The following is a 16,428-nucleotide window of genomic DNA, read 5'->3' as shown; positions in this document are numbered from 1 at the left end:
AAACGCCCGGTTACATTCCGAACCCGGAAGCTAAGCCTCACAGCGCCGATGGTACTGCAGGGGGGACCCTGTGGGAGAGTAGGACGCCGCCGAACTCCTTTTACAGCTCCGGCTCTTGGGCATACGCCCAGGAGCCGGAGCTTTTTTGCGTTGAGGTAGGGTCGGGGAGCATCGTTGGCTCGTTTCCCACAGGAGGCCCCCGGGTGGAGGTCCAGGAGACCCGTGTCCAGACGGACCGGGTCCTCACCATCCCCAACATCCTCAGCATGGCGCGGCTCGTCGGCGTACCGCTCTTCCTGTGGCTGATCCTCAGGCCGGAGTTCGGGGGCCCCAAGAGCGACGGCTGGGCCCTCCTGGTGCTGGCCTTCAGCGGGGTCAGCGACTATCTCGACGGCAAGCTCGCCCGGCGCTGGAATCAGATCAGCAACCTGGGCCGGCTTCTCGACCCCGCCGCCGACCGGCTCTACGTCCTTTCGACACTGGTGGGTCTCACCTGGCGTGAGATCCTTCCGGTCTGGCTGACCGCCCTTCTGCTCGCCCGTGAGCTGATGCTGCTGGTGATGGTGGGCATCCTCCGCCGGCACGGCTATCCGCCGCCCCAGGTGAACTTCCTCGGCAAGGCGGCCACCTTCAACCTCATGTATGCCTTCCCGCTCCTGCTCCTCAGCGACGGCACGGGCTGGATCGCGTCACTCGCCGCTGTTTTCGGATGGGCGTTCGCTGGATGGGGTACAACCCTCTATTGGTGGGCAGGAGTGCTCTACGTGGTACAGGTCCGCCGTTTGGTGCGCGCGGACGCCACGGCCGACTGAGCTCGGCGATTGTCCCGACGTAACGCCTCGATGGCCCGCGGTGGAAAAGTGCGGGACAATCTGGACGGGTGAAGTCGGCTAGACCGTCGTCTCTTGGAGGAGGACGCTTCCGACATGAAGGCCGTCGTGATGGCCGGGGGCGAAGGCACTCGCCTGCGCCCCATGACCTCAAGCATGCCCAAGCCGCTCCTGCCCGTGGCCAACCGCCCGATCATGGAGCATGTGCTGCGGCTGCTCAAAAGGCACGGGCTCAACGAGACCGTTGTCACCGTGCAGTTCCTGGCATCGCTCGTGAAGAACTACTTCGGCGACGGCGAAGAGCTCGGAATGGAGCTCACGTATGCCAATGAGGAGAAGCCACTCGGTACCGCCGGAAGCGTCAAGAACGCCGAAGAGGCGTTGAAGGACGATGCCTTCCTCGTCATCTCCGGTGACGCCCTGACCGACTTCGATCTCACGGATCTGATCAATTTCCACAAGGAGAAGGGCGCGCTGGTCACGGTCTGCCTGACCCGGGTGCCCAACCCGCTGGAGTTCGGCATCACCATCGTCGACGACGAAGGCAAGGTCGAGCGCTTCCTGGAGAAGCCGACCTGGGGCCAGGTCTTCTCCGACACGGTCAACACGGGCATCTACGTCATGGAGCCCGAGGTCTTCGACTACGTCGAGCCCGATGTTCCCGTCGACTGGTCCGGCGATGTCTTCCCCCAGCTGATGAAGGAAGGCAAGCACATCTATGGCTACGTCGCCGAGGGCTACTGGGAGGACGTCGGCACGCACGAGAGCTATGTGAAGGCCCAGGCGGACGTGCTCGAAGGCAAGGTCAACGTCGACATCGACGGTTTCGAGATCTCCCCGGGCGTGTGGGTGGCGGAAGGTGCCGAGGTGCACCCCGACGCCGTTCTGCGCGGTCCGCTCTACATCGGCGACTACGCGAAGGTCGAGGCGGGCGCGGAGATCCGCGAGCACACCGTCGTCGGCTCGAACGTCGTCGTCAAGAGCGGGGCCTTCCTGCACAAGGCCGTCGTGCACGACAACGTGTACGTCGGGCAGCACAGCAATCTGCGCGGCTGTGTCGTCGGCAAGAACACGGACATCATGCGCGCCGCCCGGATCGAGGACGGGGCGGTCATCGGCGACGAGTGCCTGATCGGCGAAGAATCGATCGTGCAGGGCAACGTCCGCGTCTACCCGTTCAAGACCATCGAGGCCGGCGCCTTCGTCAACACCTCGGTCATCTGGGAGTCCCGGGGGCAGGCGCACCTGTTCGGCGCCCGGGGTGTGACCGGCATCCTGAACGTGGAGATCACGCCCGAGCTGGCGGTGCGGCTCGCCGGCGCCTACGCGACGACCCTGAAGAAGGGCTCGACGGTCACCACGGCCCGCGACCACTCCCGAGGTGCCCGTGCGCTCAAGCGGGCGGTCATCTCCGCGCTCCAGGCCAGCGCCATCGACGTACGCGACCTGGAGAACGTGCCGCTGCCCGTGGCCCGGCAGCAGACCGCGCGCGGCAGTGCCGGCGGCATCATGATCCGGACCTCGCCCGGCGTGCCGGACTCGGTCGACATCATGTTCTTCGACGGTCAGGGCGCCGACCTCTCGCAGGGCAGCCAGCGAAAGCTGGACCGGGTGTTCGCGCGGCAGGAGTACCGGCGCGCGTTCCCGGGGGAGATCGGTGACCTGTACTTCCCGGCGAGCGTCTTCGACTCGTACACCGGGTCGCTGCTGCGGAACGTCGACACGACCGGGATCGCGGAATCCGGTCTCAAGGTCGTCGTGGACGCTTCCAACGGCAGCGCCGGTCTCGTCCTGCCCAGCCTGCTCGGCAAGCTCGGGGTGGACTCGCTGACCATCAATCCCGGTCTCGACGAGTCCAGGCCGACGGAGACCGGCGAGATGCGGCGCAAGGGGCTGGTGCGGCTCGGGGAGATAGTGGCGTCCTCGGGTGCCGCGTTCGGTGTCCGTTTCGACCCGGTCGGCGAGCGGCTCTCGCTCGTGGACGAGAAGGGCCGGATCATCGAGGACGACCGGGCGCTGCTGGTGATGCTGGACCTGGTGGCCGCGGAGCGGCGCAGTGGGCGGGTGGCGCTGCCGGTGACCACGACCCGGATCGCCGAGCAGGTGGCCGCCTATCACGGCACCCAGGTCGAGTGGACCACCACCTCGCCGGACGACCTCACGCGCGTGGGCCGTGAGGAGGGCACCATCTTCGGCGGTGACGGCAAGGGCGGCTTCATCGTCCCCGAGTTCAGTGGTGTCTACGACGGCACAGCGGCCTTCGTACGGCTGATCGGGCTGGTGGCGCGGACGCAGCTCACGCTGAGCCAGATCGACGCGCGGATCCCGCGGGCGCACGTGCTCAAGCGGGACCTGGCGACGCCGTGGGCCGTCAAGGGCCTGGTGATGCGGCGGGTCGTGGAGGCGGCCGGGGACCGCTCCGTCGACACGACCGACGGTGTGCGGGTCGTGGAGACCGACGGGCGCTGGGTGATGGTGCTGCCCGACCCGGCCGAGGCGGTCACACACCTGTGGGCCGAGGGACCCGACGACGCGTCCGCGCAGGCCCTGCTGGACGAGTGGTCGGGCGTCGTGGACAGCGCCGGACGGTAACACCGACACCACAGGACGGTAAAAGCGGCTGCACGCGTGCGTGCCGGACAAGTGTCCCCAAGGGGGCCTGTCCGGCACGCCGGTGGGGCCGTTCGGAGTAACGGGTCGCGACATGCGACGATGTGCGGCATGCCGCAGCAACCCCCCGTTCGGAGCAGCCCCCCGCGGCCGCAGCGTCCGGACGCCTCCATGTCGTTGATCACCAACGTCATGGACCACAGCCTCGACGACGGGTACGCCGAGGCTGCCGCCCGCAGAAAGGCCCAGGGGGAGGGCGGTGGCCTGCCGAAGACCCTCCGGGCCAAGCTGGGTCTCGCGGCCGGTCTCGTCCTCGCCGCGCTGGTCGTGACGGTCGGCGCGGCACAGGCGCGGGTGGCGGCGCCCGTGGTGGCGAAGGAGCGCCAGGAGCTCGTGGGCCGCATCGACAAGGAGACCGCCGACGCCGACAGGCTGGAAGGCACCGTCGACAAGCTGCGTGACGACGTCAGTGCGCGCCAGCGGGCGGCGCTGAGGTCGAGCGGCGGCAGCGCCGAGGCCGACCTGGTGGGCGTCCTGTCGGGTGCCACCGCGGTGCACGGGCCCGGCGTCAAGCTGGTGGTGGACGACGCCAAGGAGGCCAGCACCGGCGGTGACGGAACCAATCCGCGGGAGACCTCGGGCTTCTCCGACACCGGCCGGGTGCGCGACCGTGACATGCAGCGTGTGGTCAACGGGCTGTGGGCGTCCGGGGCCGAGGCCGTCTCCGTCAACGGGCAGCGGCTGACCGCCCTGTCCGCGATCAGGGCCGCGGGGGACGCGATACTGGTCGACAACAGGCCGCTGGTGCCGCCGTACACGGTGCTGGCGGTGGGTGACGGGGAACGGTTGAGCACCAGGTTCCAGAACGGCGCCGACGGCCTGTATCTGCACGCCCTGGAGCAGAACTACGGCATCCGCGCCACCATCTCCACGGAGGGTGACGTCAAGCTGCCCGCCGCACCCAGTGTGATCGTACGCACAGCACAGCCGTCCGCAGAGAAGAGTGAGAAGGGCACATCGTGATCGCCGTACTGGGCCTCGTCGTAGGAGTCGTGGCCGGCCTGTTGGTCCGGCCCGAGGTTCCGGCGGTCGTCGAGCCTTACCTTCCGATCGCCGTCGTCGCGGCGCTGGACGCCGTCTTCGGCGGCGTACGGGCCATGCTCGACGGCATCTTCGACGACAAGGTCTTCGTGGTGTCGTTCCTGTCCAACGTGGTCGTCGCCGCCCTGATCGTGTTCCTGGGCGACAAGTTGGGTGTCGGTGCGCAGCTCTCCACGGGTGTCGTGGTGGTCCTGGGCATCCGGATCTTCTCCAACGCCGCGGCGATCCGGCGGCACGTGTTCCGGGCGTGACACTCATGAGCGATCAGGAAGAGCGGCCGGAGAACAGGCTGCGCAAGGAACTGCCCGACGAGGTCCCCGCTCCCGCCCCGCAGGCCGAGCAGGAGTCCGAGGAGCGGCCCGAGGCACCGCTGACCGGCCGGCAGCGGCTGGTCAAGGGGCTGTGGCCGCCGCGTTTCACCCGCGCCCAACTCATCGTGGCCGTACTGTTGTTCGGCCTCGGCTTCGGGCTGGCCGTGCAGGTGGCGTCGAACAGCGACACCGACAGCGCGCTGCGCGGCGCACGTCAGGAAGATCTTGTTCGTATCCTCGATGAACTGGATTCGCGTACTCAGCGTCTTGAGGACGAGAAGCAGGGACTCGAAAAGCAGCGTCAGGAGCTGCAGAGCAGCTCCGACCAGGCCGCTGAGGCACGCAAGCAGACCGCCGAGAAGGAGAAGCAACTCGGCATTCTGGCGGGCACCGTGGCGGCCCAGGGTCCCGGCATCACGATGACGATCGAGGACACGAAGGGGACGGTCCAGGCGGACATGCTGCTCGACGCGATCCAGGAGTTGCGCGCGGCCGGCGCGGAGGCGATCCAGGTCAACGGAGTGAGGGTGGTGGCGAACACCTACTTCACGGACTCGGGCAAGAGTGTGAGCGTCGACGGGAACAAGATCAACGCGCCCTATCGTTTCAAGGTCATCGGCAAGCCGCAGGACCTCGAGCCGGCGCTGAACATTCCCGGAGGCGTGGTGCAGACCCTGGAGAAGGAGCAGGCCACCGCGACCGTGGAGCGGTCGGACAAGATCGTCGTGGATGCCTTGCGACAGGCGAAGCGGCCTGACTACGCTCGGTCGTCCTCCCAGTGAACCGGTGGTGCATGGGGTACGTCCGGCAGGGGCATGAGGTTGCGGGGGGTCGGCGCACCGAAGGGGTGGTGCGTGGTGGAAACTGTCTGGTGGTTACGGACGTTGTGAGAATGTCCGGCTCGGCCGGTGTAGGCAATCAGGGTTCGTCCTGCCCCACGGGCGGGTCTGTTTCGGTCAAGGGGAATCGCCCGTGAAGTTGTTTGCGAAGTTGTTCGGCAAGAGCGCGCGAGAGGGCAGGGGCAGCGACAACGCGACGGCTCGCCATCGCGCCCAGCCTGACGCGGAGGGCCAGCGCCCGCTGTTCCGTGACCAGGTCGCTGGTCCGGGCGGTGACATTTCGGGAGGCCAGGGCGGGGCGTCGGTTGACCCTGCCCAGTCCGGCGGCATAGGTTTCGGGCAACCGTCAACCTCAGGTACGGGTGGAGGGTTTGCCTCCGGCCCGTACGCGTCCAATGCCCCGGCGGGGCAGCCGCGGCAGGAGGATCCGTCCATGTCGGCCCTGGTGTGTACGAGGTGCGGTAACCGCAACGCGGAGAACGCCCGCTTCTGCTCCAACTGCGGCGCGCCGCTGCGCCCCGGAGTGGCGCCGGAGCGTGCCTCGGAGACGACGTCCACGATCTCGATCTCCGGCATCGAGGCGTACGACGCGGAGGTGACCGGTCAGACGGCGATGCCGGCGCTCTCTCCCGAGGCGCAGGCCGCGGTGGACGCGCTGCCGCTGGGCTCGGCGCTGCTGGTGGTGCGCCGGGGGCCGAACTCGGGCAGCCGCTTCCTCCTGGACAGCGACCTGACCACGGCCGGCCGTCACCCGCAGAGCGACATCTTCCTGGACGACGTCACGGTCTCGCGCCGGCACGTGGAGTTCCGCCGCTCCCCGGACGGCTCGTTCACCGTGGCCGACGTGGGCAGCCTGAACGGCACGTACGTCAACCGCGAGCGGATCGACCAGGTCGCTCTGTCGAACGGTGACGAGGTGCAGATCGGCAAGTACCGGCTGGTGTTCTACGCGAGCCGGCAGGGCATCTGACCCGCCCCCGGGCCGTTGTCCGGGGGGACCCCCAGGGAAGGTCCATGCTTCAAACACCGAGCGGCGGTGCCGGAAGCGGTACCGCCGCCAGGGACAGTGGGCTGATGAGCATCGGCACGGTGCTGAACGCGCTGCGCGACGAGTTCCCCGAAGTCACCATCTCCAAGATCCGCTTCCTGGAGTCGGAGGGGCTCATCGAGCCGCAGCGGACCCCGTCGGGCTACCGCAAGTTCAGCGCCGCCGATGTCGCACGGCTGGCGCACGTCCTGAGAATGCAGCGGGACCACTATCTGCCGCTCAAGGTGATCCGCGAGCACCTGGACGCCATGGAGCGGGGCGAGGCCGTCCAGCTGCCCCTCGTCGGGCGCCAGCGCACCGGGGACGACGTGCCGCAGCCGCCGGGCCCCACGGTGGCCCGGGTCGGCCGGGCCGAGCTGCTGGCCGCCGCGGACATCGACGACGGTGAGCTGAAGGAGTGGGAGTCCTACGGGCTCATCGCTCCTTTGGAGGACGGTGCCTATGAGGCCGAGGCCGTCACCGTGGTCGCGCTCGTCGCCGAGCTGGGCCGGTTCGGGATCGAGCCGCGCCACCTTCGGGTGATGAAGGCCGCCGCCGACCGGGAGGCCGGGCTGGTGGACCAGGTGGTGGCCCCGCTCAAGCGCCACCGCAATCCGCAGACCAGGGCCCATGCCGAGGCCCGTACGAAGGAGCTGGCGGCCCTCACCGTCAAGCTGCACGCGGCCCTGGTGAAGACCGCTCTCGGGGTCAGCCTGCCCTGAAACGGCGGGTGCCGCGGCGGCCGGATCGGGCACCTGTTCCCGGCCCGACTACCCAAACGTCCCGGGCACGGCCTAGGGTTGCTGTGTGAACGAGCTCGATGTCGTAGGTGTCCGGGTCGAAATGCCCTCCAACCAACCGATCGTGCTCCTGCGCGAAGTGGGGGGCGACCGTTACCTCCCCATCTGGATCGGGCCGGGGGAGGCGACGGCGATCGCCTTCGCCCAGCAGGGCATGGCCCCTGCGAGGCCGCTGACCCACGACCTGTTCAAGGACGTGCTGGAGGCCGTCGGCCAGGAGCTGACCGAAGTACGCATCACCGACCTGCGGGAAGGTGTCTTCTACGCGGAGCTGGTCTTCGCCAGCGGCGTCGAGGTCAGCGCCCGTCCCTCCGATGCCATAGCGCTGGCCCTGCGCACCGGCACGCCGATCTACGGCAGTGACACGGTGCTGGACGACGCGGGCATCGCCATTCCGGACGAGCAGGAGGACGAGGTCGAGAAGTTCCGTGAGTTCCTCGACCAGATCTCGCCCGAGGACTTCGGCACCAGCAGCCAGTGAGCACCGGCGCCCGGTGCGACGGTGGCCGGCCGCAGGGCCGGCCCACGGCTTCCGTGCGGCGGCTCGTACGGCCTTCGGGCGCGGCATGTGCCGGCGGCCAGTGAGAGCGTCCTACCGCCCTCCGCCAGTGCATTCGGCTAGCCTTTCCCCGCGGTGGGACACGGGAAACCACTCCTAGGGTGATTATCACTCGGCGTGCCGAGTGTGGCGATCGTTGACGCACCCCTGGTGACTGCCTACCGTCGAGAAGGCAGGTCAAGGACGGAGGTCGGCGTGAGAACCAGCGGCGACGGTACGGCTGGGGGTGCTCCCGTGGGCGGTTTCGGGGAGAGCGGTCCGTACCAGGTTCACAGCAACGCGGTCGACCACGCTCCGCAGCGGCCGACGGCGGTGCCGAACGGCGGAGGGGCGACGTCCATGGTGTCCGAGGAGATCGGCTATCGCGGGCCCACGGCCTGCGCGGCGGCCGGCATCACGTACCGACAGCTCGACTACTGGGCCCGCACCGGCCTGGTCGAGCCCAGTGTGCGGCCCGCCTACGGGTCCGGCACACAGCGTCTGTACAGCTTCCGGGACGTCGTCGTCCTGAAGATCGTCAAGCGCTTCCTGGACACCGGTGTCTCGCTGCAGAACATCCGGACCGCCGTTCAGCACCTGAGAGAGCGTGGCTTCCGCGACCTGGAGCGGATGACCCTGATGAGCGACGGCGCCACCGTCTACGAGTGCACCTCGCCGGACGAGGTGCACGCCCTGCTCCAGGGCGGTCAGGGCATCTTCGGGATCGCCGTGGGCGTGGTGTGGCGGGACGTGGAGAACGCGCTCTCCCAGCTGCACGGCGAGCGCATCGACACGGGCGAGACCCTCGTCGGTCACAATCCCGCGGACGAGCTGGCGCGCCGCCGCAACCGGGCGGTCTGACCGCCGTACTCCCGGGGCGCCCGCCGCCGTCGCATTGTCAGTGCCGTGGTGCAGCATCGGAGATGTGAGAAACGCGCCCACGATCCTGCATCTCGACATGGATGCCTTCTACGCCTCGGTGGAGCAGGCATCCAAGCCGAGCCTGCGGGGGAAGGCGGTCGTCGTGGGCGGGCTCGGGCCGCGCGGTGTGGTGGCCACGGCCTCGTACGAGGCCCGGGTGTTCGGGGTGCATTCGGCGATGCCGATGGCGCAGGCGCGCCGGCTCGCGCCGAACGCCGCGTACCTCGTGCCGCGGTTCTCCCTGTACCGGTCGGTCAGCGAGCAGGTGATGGCGTTGCTGCGGGAGCTGTCGCCGCTGGTGGAGCCGCTGAGTCTGGACGAGGCGTTCGTCGATCTGGAGGCCGGGGGAGCGGCCTGGGACGAGGAGTCTGCGCGGCTGACCGGGGTGAAGCTGCGCGCCGACATCCGGGAGGTCACGGGGCTCACGGGGTCGGTGGGGCTCGCCGCCTCCAAGATGCTCGCGAAGATCGCCTCCGAGGAGGCCAAGCCGGACGGTCTGGTGCTCATCGAGCCGGGCACGGAGCGTGCGCTGCTGGCGCCGATGACGGTGCGGACCCTGCCGGGGGTCGGGCCGGCCACCGGCGACCATCTGCGCAGAGCCGGGATCACCACGGTCGAGGAGCTGGCCGAGGCGGGGCAGGACGAGCTCGTCCGGCTGCTCGGCAAGGCGCACGGACAGGCGCTGTACGCCATGGCCCTGGCCCGGGACGACCGGCCCGTGGTGGCCGAGCGCGAGGCCAAGTCGGTGTCGGTCGAGGACACCTACGACGTGGACATCCACGACCGGCTGCGCATCGGCCTGGAGGTGCAGCGGCTCGCCGACCGGTGCGTGGGCCGGCTGCGCGAGGCCGGGCTGTCCGGGCGCACCATCGTGCTGAAGGTGCGGCGGTACGACTTCTCGACCCTGACCCGCTCCGAGACGCTCAGAGGCCCCACGGACGATCCGGCGGTCGTCCGCGAGGCGGCGGCGCGGCTGCTGGACTCCGTGGACACCACGGGCGGCGTACGGCTGCTCGGGGTGGGTGTCTCCGGGCTCGCCGACTACACCCAGGAGGACCTGTTCGCGCAGTTCGCGCAGGCCGTGCCGGCGCCTGTGGCGGAGGAGCCGGAGAAGGGCGCGGCCGAGGCGGTGGCGGAGCAGCCGGAGCCCGTCGGACGGCACTGGCGCGCCGGGCAGGACGTGTGGCACGCCGAGTACGGGCCCGGGTGGGTGCAGGGGAGCGGGCTGGGGAGGGTCACCGTGCGGTTCGAGACGCCCCAGTCGGCTCCGGGGAGAGTGCGGACGTTCTCCGTGGAGGATCCCGCGCTGCGGTCGGCCGACCCGCTGCCGCTGGTGTCGCCCCGGGCCCCGGAGGACGGCTGCGCTCAGGTCTCCTCCGACCCCGCCAGCTTGCCGAAGTCGTGGTCCGGGACCGAGGGCGGTGGAGCCACGTCGAGGCCGTAGTGGTGGTAGAGCTGGAGTTCCTGCTCGGGGGAGAGGTGGCGGCCCACGCCGAAGTCGGGGGCGTCCTTGATCAGGGCGCGTTCGAAGGGGACCTGGAGGGCGCCGTCGATCAGCTCGCTGGGCTCCAGGGGGACGAAGGCGTCGCGGGAGAACAGGCCGGTGCGTATGGCGGCCCACTCGGGTACGCCGGTCGCGTCGTCCAGGTACACCTCGTCGATGGTGCCGATCTTGGTGCCATTGCGGTCGAACGCCTTGCGGCCGATCAGGTTGCGCGGATCGATGTCGGTCTGCACGGTCCCTCTCCCTCCACGTGGTCGCAACTCATCCGTAAGCACTACAAAAGAGCACATTCAAGGAGGCGGCCACTCGAGGGCCGGGGCGTTGACCTCGCTGGTAGGCTGACAGCGGCTGCTGACCCCGTGCGGGAGAGTCCTCCGACCACCTCGGAGGCGCCGAAGGAGCAAATCCTCCCCGGAATCTCTCAGGCTCACGTACCGCACGGACGAGGTCACTCTGGAAAGCAGGGCGGGCGTCGACGGCTTCCGCTCTCACCGACGGTGAAAGCCGGGACATGCCCGGTGAAGCTCTCAGGTTGAGATGACAGAGGGGGAGGCCGTCGGGGTACCCGCGCCGTGGTGCCCCTCGAAGGTCGCGTCAGACCAGGAGGCCTCCGCAATGACCGCCCACCGCATGCCGCTCTCGGAGCTCGAAGCGGGCATTCCCTTCGAGCAGCGCCACATCGGCCCCGACCATGAGGCGCGGGCCAAGATGCTCGCGCACGTCGGCTACGGCTCGCTCGACGAGCTGACCGCCGCCGCGGTCCCGGATGTGATCAAGAACGCCGACGCCCTCGACCTGCCTGGCGCCCGCACCGAGGCCGAGGTGCTCGCCGAGCTGCGCTCGCTCGCCGACCGCAACCAGGTCCTCGGCTCCATGATCGGCCTCGGCTACTACGGCACGTTCACCCCGCCGGTCATCCTGCGCAACGTCATGGAGAATCCGGCCTGGTACACGGCCTACACGCCGTACCAGCCAGAGATCTCCCAGGGGCGGCTCGAGGCCCTGCTGAACTTCCAGACCATGGTCGCCGAGCTCACCGGCCTGCCCACCTCGGGCGCCTCCCTCCTCGACGAGGGCACGGCCGCCGCCGAGGCGATGGCGCTGTCCCGGCGCATGGGCAAGAACAAGAAGGGCCTGTTCCTGATCGACGCGGACGCGCTGCCGCAGACCATCGCGGTCATCCAGACGCGGGCCGAGCCGACCGGTGTCGAGGTCGTCGTCGCCGACCTCGGCGAGGGCATCCCGGCCGAGCTCGCCGGGCGCGAGATCAACGGCGTGCTGATCCAGTACCCGGGCGCCTCCGGTGCCGTACGCGACATCAAGCCGGTCATCGACCAGGCGCACGAGCTGGGCGCCCTGGTCACCGTCGCCGCCGACCTGCTGGCGCTGACCCTGCTGACCTCGCCGGGCGAGCTGGGCGCGGACATCGCCGTGGGCACCACCCAGCGCTTCGGTGTGCCGATGGGCTTCGGCGGTCCGCACGCCGGCTACATGGCCGTGCACGAGAAGTTCGCGCGCAGCCTGCCCGGCCGGCTCGTCGGCGTGTCCGTCGACGCCGACGGCAACAAGGCCTACCGGCTCGCCCTGCAGACCCGTGAGCAGCACATCCGCCGCGAGAAGGCCACCAGCAACATCTGCACCGCGCAGGTGCTGCTCGCGGTCATGGCCGGGATGTACGCGGTCTACCACGGGCCCGAGGGGCTGCGGACCATCGCCCGCCGCACCCACCGTTACGCGACGATCCTCGCCGAGGGCCTGAAGGCCGGCGGCGTCGAGATCGTCCACGGCGCCTTCTTCGACACCCTCACCGCGCGCGTGCCCGGCAAGGCCGCCGAGGTCGTCGCCGCCGCCCGGGAGAACGGTGCCAACCTGCGGCTGGTCGACTCCGACCACGTCTCCCTCGCCTGCGACGAGACCACCAACCGCGCCCTGCTGGACGCCGTCTTCTCCGCCTTCGGCGTCGCCGCCGACATCGAGGCGCTGGACGCGACCGCCGAGGACACCCTGCCCGAGGCGCAGCTGCGCACCGACGTCTACCTCACCCACCCGGTCTTCCAGCAGCACCGCTCCGAGACCGCGATGCTGCGTTACCTGCGCAAGCTGTCCGACCGCGACTACGCGCTCGACCGCGGCATGATCCCGCTGGGCTCCTGCACCATGAAGCTCAACGCGACCACCGAGATGGAGCCGGTCACCTGGCCCGAGTTCGGCCAGCTGCACCCCTTCGCGCCGGCCGAGCAGGCCGAGGGCTACCTCACGCTCATCCGTGAGCTGGAGGAACGTCTCGCCGAGGTCACCGGCTACGACAAGGTCTCCCTGCAGCCGAACGCCGGTTCCCAGGGCGAGCTGGCGGGCCTGCTCGCCGTACGCGGCTACCACCGCGCCAACGGCGACGAGCAGCGCACCGTCTGCCTGATCCCGTCCTCCGCGCACGGCACCAACGCGGCCAGCGCCGTGATGGCCGGCATGAAGGTCGTGGTCGTCAAGACCGCCGAGGACGGCGAGATCGACGTCGAGGACCTGCGCGCCAAGATCGAGAAGCACCGCGACGAGCTCGCCGTGCTGATGATCACCTACCCGTCGACGCACGGCGTCTTCGAGGAGCACGTCGCCGACATCTGCGCCCGGGTGCACGAGGCCGGCGGCCAGGTGTACGTCGACGGCGCCAACCTCAACGCCCTGGTCGGCCTGGCCAAGCCCGGCCACTTCGGCGGTGACGTCTCGCACCTGAACCTGCACAAGACGTTCTGCATCCCGCACGGCGGCGGCGGCCCCGGCGTCGGCCCGGTCGCGGTGCGCTCGCACCTGGCGCCGTACCTGCCGAACCACCCGCTCCAGCCGGCCGCGGGCCCGGAGACCGGCGTCGGCCCGATCTCGGCGGCCCCGTGGGGCTCCGCGGGCATCCTGCCGATCTCGTGGGCGTACGTCCGTCTGATGGGCGGTGAGGGCCTCAAGCGCGCCACCCAGGTCGCGGTGCTCTCCGCGAACTACATCGCCAAGCGCCTGGAGCCGCACTACCCGGTGCTCTACACCGGCCCCGGCAACCTGGTCGCGCACGAGTGCATCATCGACCTGCGCCCGCTGACCAAGGAGACCGGCGTGAGCGTGGACGACGTGGCCAAGCGCCTGATCGACTACGGCTTCCACGCGCCGACCATGTCCTTCCCGGTGGCCGGCACGCTGATGATCGAGCCGACCGAGTCGGAGGACATCACCGAGCTGGACCGGTTCTGCGACGCGATGATCGCCATCCGTGCGGAGATCGAGAAGGTCGGCGCCGGTGAGTGGCCGGCGCAGGACAACCCGCTGGGCAACGCCCCGCACACCGCCGCCGCGCTGGGCGGTGAATGGGCGCACGCCTACAGCCGCGAGGAGGCCGTCTTCCCGGCCGGTGTCTCGGCCGCCGACAAGTACTGGCCGCCGGTGCGCCGCATCGACCAGGCGTTCGGCGACCGCAACCTGGTGTGCTCCTGCCCGCCGCTGGACGCGTACGAGGACTGAGCGAGCAGTGCCGTGCAGGGCCCCGTCCGGTCTCCGGGCGGGGCCCTGCCGCGTCTTCAGTCCGTCGCCAGGGACACCTCGGTCGCCTTGACGAGGGCGACCACGTCGGAGCCCACGAAGAGTCCGAGGTCGGTGGCGGCGTCCTTGGTGATAGCCGCGGTCAGTTCGCCCCCGGGGACGGAGATCTTCACGGAGGCCATGGCGGCACCGGTGGTCAGGCCGGTGATCGCGCCGGGGAGCTGGTTGCGGATGGACAGGCCCTCGACCCGGGTGGTGGCGAGGGACACCTCGGTCGACTTGACCAGGGCGCGGACGGGGGAGCCGGGGGCGAGCGCGAGGTCCTCGGCGGATTCCTTCGTGATGGCGGCCGTGAGGTCCTGGCCGCCGTCCAGGCGGAGCTTGACGATGGCCATGGCCTCGCCGGGGTGGACCGCGGTGACGGTGCCGGGGAACTGGTTGCGGATGCTCAGGGTCATGGCCCGACGGTAGTGCGCAGGCGCCTTCACGCCGGGTATGCGTGGGTCTGCGTCGCTTTGACTGTCGCCCAGACCGATGCACCGGGATGCAGGTCGAGTTCCGCGGCGGCGACGGTGGTGAGATCGGCGGCGAGCGGGAGTTCGCCGGTGAGATCGGCGCGGATCTGGTCGCCGTGGGTCTCCAGGCCGGCCACCTCGCAGCGCCACAGGTTGCGGGCGCTGGCGCCGCCGGGACGCTCCCGGAAGAGGGTGACGGCGGCCGGCGGGAACGCCACGAAGACCGGCCCGGCCAGCACTTCCGTGGTGGTGATCGAGGGCCCCGCGTCGAGTCGTACCGTGTGCCCGTCCGCCTGTCCCCGGTAGAGGTTGAGGCCGACGAGCTGGGCGATGTAGTCGGTGCGCGGGTGCCGGGCGATGTCGGCGGGCGTGCCCTCCTGGACGACCTCGCCGTGCTCGACGACCACCAGCCGGTCCGCGAGCACCATCGCGTCCAGCGGGTCGTGTGTGACGAGGACGGCGACCGCCTCGAACTCGGCCAGATGACGGCGGAGCTGGGACCGGACCTCCAGCCGGGTACGGGCGTCCAGGGCCGCCAAGGGCTCGTCCAGGAGCAGCAGCCGGGGCCGGGTGGCCAGGGCGCGGGCGAGGGCCACGCGCTGGGCCTGGCCGCCGGAGAGGCGGCGGGGCTTGGCGGCCGCGTGACCGGCGAGGCCCATGCGGTCCAGCCACACGGCGGCCTGGGCGCGGGCCTCGGCCTTGGAGGTGCCCTGGCAGCGCGGCCCGAAGGCCACGTTGTCCAGCGCGGTCAGGTGCGGGAAGAGCAGGTAGTCCTGGAAGACCACGCCGACCGGGCGGGACTCCGGGGGAGTGCGCTCCAGCGCGGTCCCGTCGAGCCGCAGATGGCCGTCGGTGAGCGGGACGAGGCCGGCGAGGGCGCGCAGCGCGGTGGTCTTGCCGGCACCGTTGGGACCGAGGAGGGCGACGACGTCGCCGGGGGCCACGGTCAGGCTCACGTCCAGCCGGAAGGAGCCCCGGTGGACGACGAGACGGGCGTCCAGGCCCTGCTCGCCGGACGCCACGCGCTCGGTCCTGGGGGTATCGATGTCGGTCATGGGTCCGTCCGTCGGCACAGGCGCAGGGGTCTTCCCCCATCCTCCGGGCACCGTCACGCTCCTGTCAGCCAGCGGTCCCGCAGCGCCGCCAGGACCGCGATCGACACCGCGAGCAGCACCAGGCTGAGGGCGATGGCGGCCTCCGGGTCGTTCTGCAGGGCGAGGTAGACCGCGAGGGGCATGGTCTGGGTGCGGCCGGGGAAGTTGCCGGCGAACGTGATCGTGGCCCCGAACTCGCCGAGCGCACGCGCCCAGGCGAGGACCGCGCCGGCGGCGATGCCGGGGGCGATGAGCGGGAGCGTGACCCGGCGGAACGCGGTGAACCGGGACGCGCCGAGCGTGGTGGCCGCCTCCTCGTAGCGCGGGTCGGCGGCGCGCAGGGTGCCCTCGACGCTGATGACCAGGAACGGCATCGCGACGAACGCCTCCGCGACCACGACCCCGGTGGTGGTGAACGGCAGCGTGATCCCGAACCAGGCGTCGAGCCACTGGCCGATGATCCCGTTGCGCCCCAGGGCGAGCAGCAGCGCCACACCCCCGACCACCGGGGGGAGCACGAGGGGCAGGGTCACCAGGGCCCGGACGAGCCCCCGGCCTGGGAACTCGGTGCGGGCCAGGAGCCAGGCCAGCGGCACACCGAGGACCAGGCTCACGGCCGTCGCCGCGGTGGCGGTGACCAGGGACAGCTGGAGCGCCTGCCACACCTCGGTGCTGGTCAGCTGGGCCGGCAGGCTGCGCCAGGGCGCGCGCACGAGCAGCGCGAGCTGCACCCATCGGCCGGACGCCCGCGATCGAGGGAGATGGTGACCATGAAGCTGCTGCGCGTCGGTACGGCGGGGGCGGAGCGCCCCGCGCTGC

The 16,428-nt window shown here is 70.3% G+C and carries 15 protein-coding genes, 1 rRNA gene and 1 riboswitch; of the genes, 12 read left to right on the top strand and 4 right to left on the bottom strand.

What is annotated here, in order from left to right:
- The 11 genes from rrf to AB0N17_RS43295 all read left to right on the top strand — a co-directional run.
- A 5S ribosomal RNA gene (gene rrf / locus AB0N17_RS43345) occupies positions 1-95 on the top strand; the annotation flags it as partial.
- Positions 96-203: 108 nt separating this feature from the next.
- Positions 204-812: a CDP-alcohol phosphatidyltransferase family protein gene (locus AB0N17_RS43340; RefSeq protein WP_366017206.1), complete on the top strand. Its 609-nt coding sequence runs from the start codon at positions 204-206 to the stop codon at positions 810-812.
- 114 nt (positions 813-926) lie between these two features.
- On the top strand, positions 927-3,422 hold the full coding sequence (locus tag AB0N17_RS43335; protein WP_366017205.1) for a mannose-1-phosphate guanyltransferase: 2,496 nt from the start codon (positions 927-929) through the stop codon (positions 3,420-3,422).
- Positions 3,423-3,611: 189 nt separating this feature from the next.
- Positions 3,612-4,463 carry a DUF881 domain-containing protein gene (locus tag AB0N17_RS43330; protein WP_366017204.1) on the top strand — a complete coding sequence of 284 codons (852 nt, stop codon included), beginning with the start codon at positions 3,612-3,614 and terminating at the stop codon, positions 4,461-4,463.
- Positions 4,460-4,792: a small basic family protein gene (locus AB0N17_RS43325; RefSeq protein ID WP_031174261.1), complete on the top strand. Its 333-nt coding sequence runs from the start codon at positions 4,460-4,462 to the stop codon at positions 4,790-4,792. Before AB0N17_RS43330 ends, AB0N17_RS43325 begins: the two co-directional genes overlap by 4 nt.
- Before the next feature lie 5 nt (positions 4,793-4,797).
- Positions 4,798-5,634, top strand: a complete 837-nt coding sequence (locus AB0N17_RS43320) for a DUF881 domain-containing protein (protein WP_366017203.1) — start codon at positions 4,798-4,800, stop codon at positions 5,632-5,634.
- 190 nt (positions 5,635-5,824) lie between these two features.
- Positions 5,825-6,661 carry an FHA domain-containing protein gene (locus tag AB0N17_RS43315; RefSeq protein WP_366017202.1) on the top strand — a complete coding sequence of 279 codons (837 nt, stop codon included), beginning with the start codon at positions 5,825-5,827 and terminating at the stop codon, positions 6,659-6,661.
- 44 nt (positions 6,662-6,705) lie between these two features.
- The gene (locus tag AB0N17_RS43310) at positions 6,706-7,440 is read left to right on the top strand and encodes a MerR family transcriptional regulator (RefSeq protein ID WP_366017201.1); all 735 of its coding nucleotides are present in this window, start codon (positions 6,706-6,708) and stop codon (positions 7,438-7,440) included.
- Positions 7,441-7,525: 85 nt separating this feature from the next.
- Positions 7,526-7,999, top strand: coding sequence for a bifunctional nuclease family protein (locus AB0N17_RS43305; protein WP_026253112.1), 474 nt, complete (start codon positions 7,526-7,528; stop codon positions 7,997-7,999).
- Between the two features lie 273 nt (positions 8,000-8,272).
- Complete coding sequence (locus AB0N17_RS43300) at positions 8,273-8,917, top strand: MerR family transcriptional regulator (RefSeq protein ID WP_366017200.1); 645 nt, start codon at positions 8,273-8,275, stop codon at positions 8,915-8,917.
- A 64-nt stretch (positions 8,918-8,981) separates the two neighbouring features.
- Positions 8,982-10,421, top strand: coding sequence for a DNA polymerase IV (locus AB0N17_RS43295; protein ID WP_366017199.1), 1,440 nt, complete (start codon positions 8,982-8,984; stop codon positions 10,419-10,421).
- On the opposite strand, the gene AB0N17_RS43290 is transcribed toward AB0N17_RS43295, so the two are convergent.
- The gene (locus AB0N17_RS43290) at positions 10,343-10,714 is read right to left on the bottom strand and encodes a PRC-barrel domain-containing protein (RefSeq protein ID WP_366017198.1); all 372 of its coding nucleotides are present in this window, start codon (positions 10,712-10,714) and stop codon (positions 10,343-10,345) included. The genes AB0N17_RS43295 and AB0N17_RS43290 overlap by 79 nt on opposite strands.
- Before the next feature lie 119 nt (positions 10,715-10,833).
- Positions 10,834-10,928: riboswitch (glycine riboswitch) on the top strand.
- Positions 10,929-11,096: 168 nt separating this feature from the next.
- On the opposite strand from AB0N17_RS43290, the gene gcvP reads away from it, so the two are divergent.
- Positions 11,097-13,982: an aminomethyl-transferring glycine dehydrogenase gene (gene gcvP / locus AB0N17_RS43285; RefSeq protein WP_366017197.1), complete on the top strand. Its 2,886-nt coding sequence runs from the start codon at positions 11,097-11,099 to the stop codon at positions 13,980-13,982.
- A 56-nt stretch (positions 13,983-14,038) separates the two neighbouring features.
- On the opposite strand, the gene AB0N17_RS43280 is transcribed toward gcvP, so the two are convergent.
- The 3 genes from AB0N17_RS43280 to modB form a co-directional block, all read right to left on the bottom strand.
- A complete protein-coding gene (locus tag AB0N17_RS43280) occupies positions 14,039-14,458 on the bottom strand; it encodes a TOBE domain-containing protein (protein WP_366017196.1) in 420 nt (139 codons plus the stop codon).
- Between the two features lie 26 nt (positions 14,459-14,484).
- Complete coding sequence (locus AB0N17_RS43275; protein ID WP_366017195.1) at positions 14,485-15,570, bottom strand: ABC transporter ATP-binding protein; 1,086 nt, start codon at positions 15,568-15,570, stop codon at positions 14,485-14,487.
- A 53-nt stretch (positions 15,571-15,623) separates the two neighbouring features.
- Positions 15,624-16,428: molybdate ABC transporter permease subunit (gene modB / locus AB0N17_RS43270; RefSeq protein ID WP_366017194.1), on the bottom strand; the 805-nt coding region annotated here is incomplete at its 5' end.

Origin of the sequence: Streptomyces sp. NPDC051133, assembly GCF_040682635.1 — a bacterium.
Taxonomy (GTDB): Bacteria; Actinomycetota; Actinomycetes; order Streptomycetales; family Streptomycetaceae; genus Streptomyces.
Note: the sequence above shows the minus strand (reverse complement) of the source record. Positions and strands in the feature narration are given on the sequence as shown.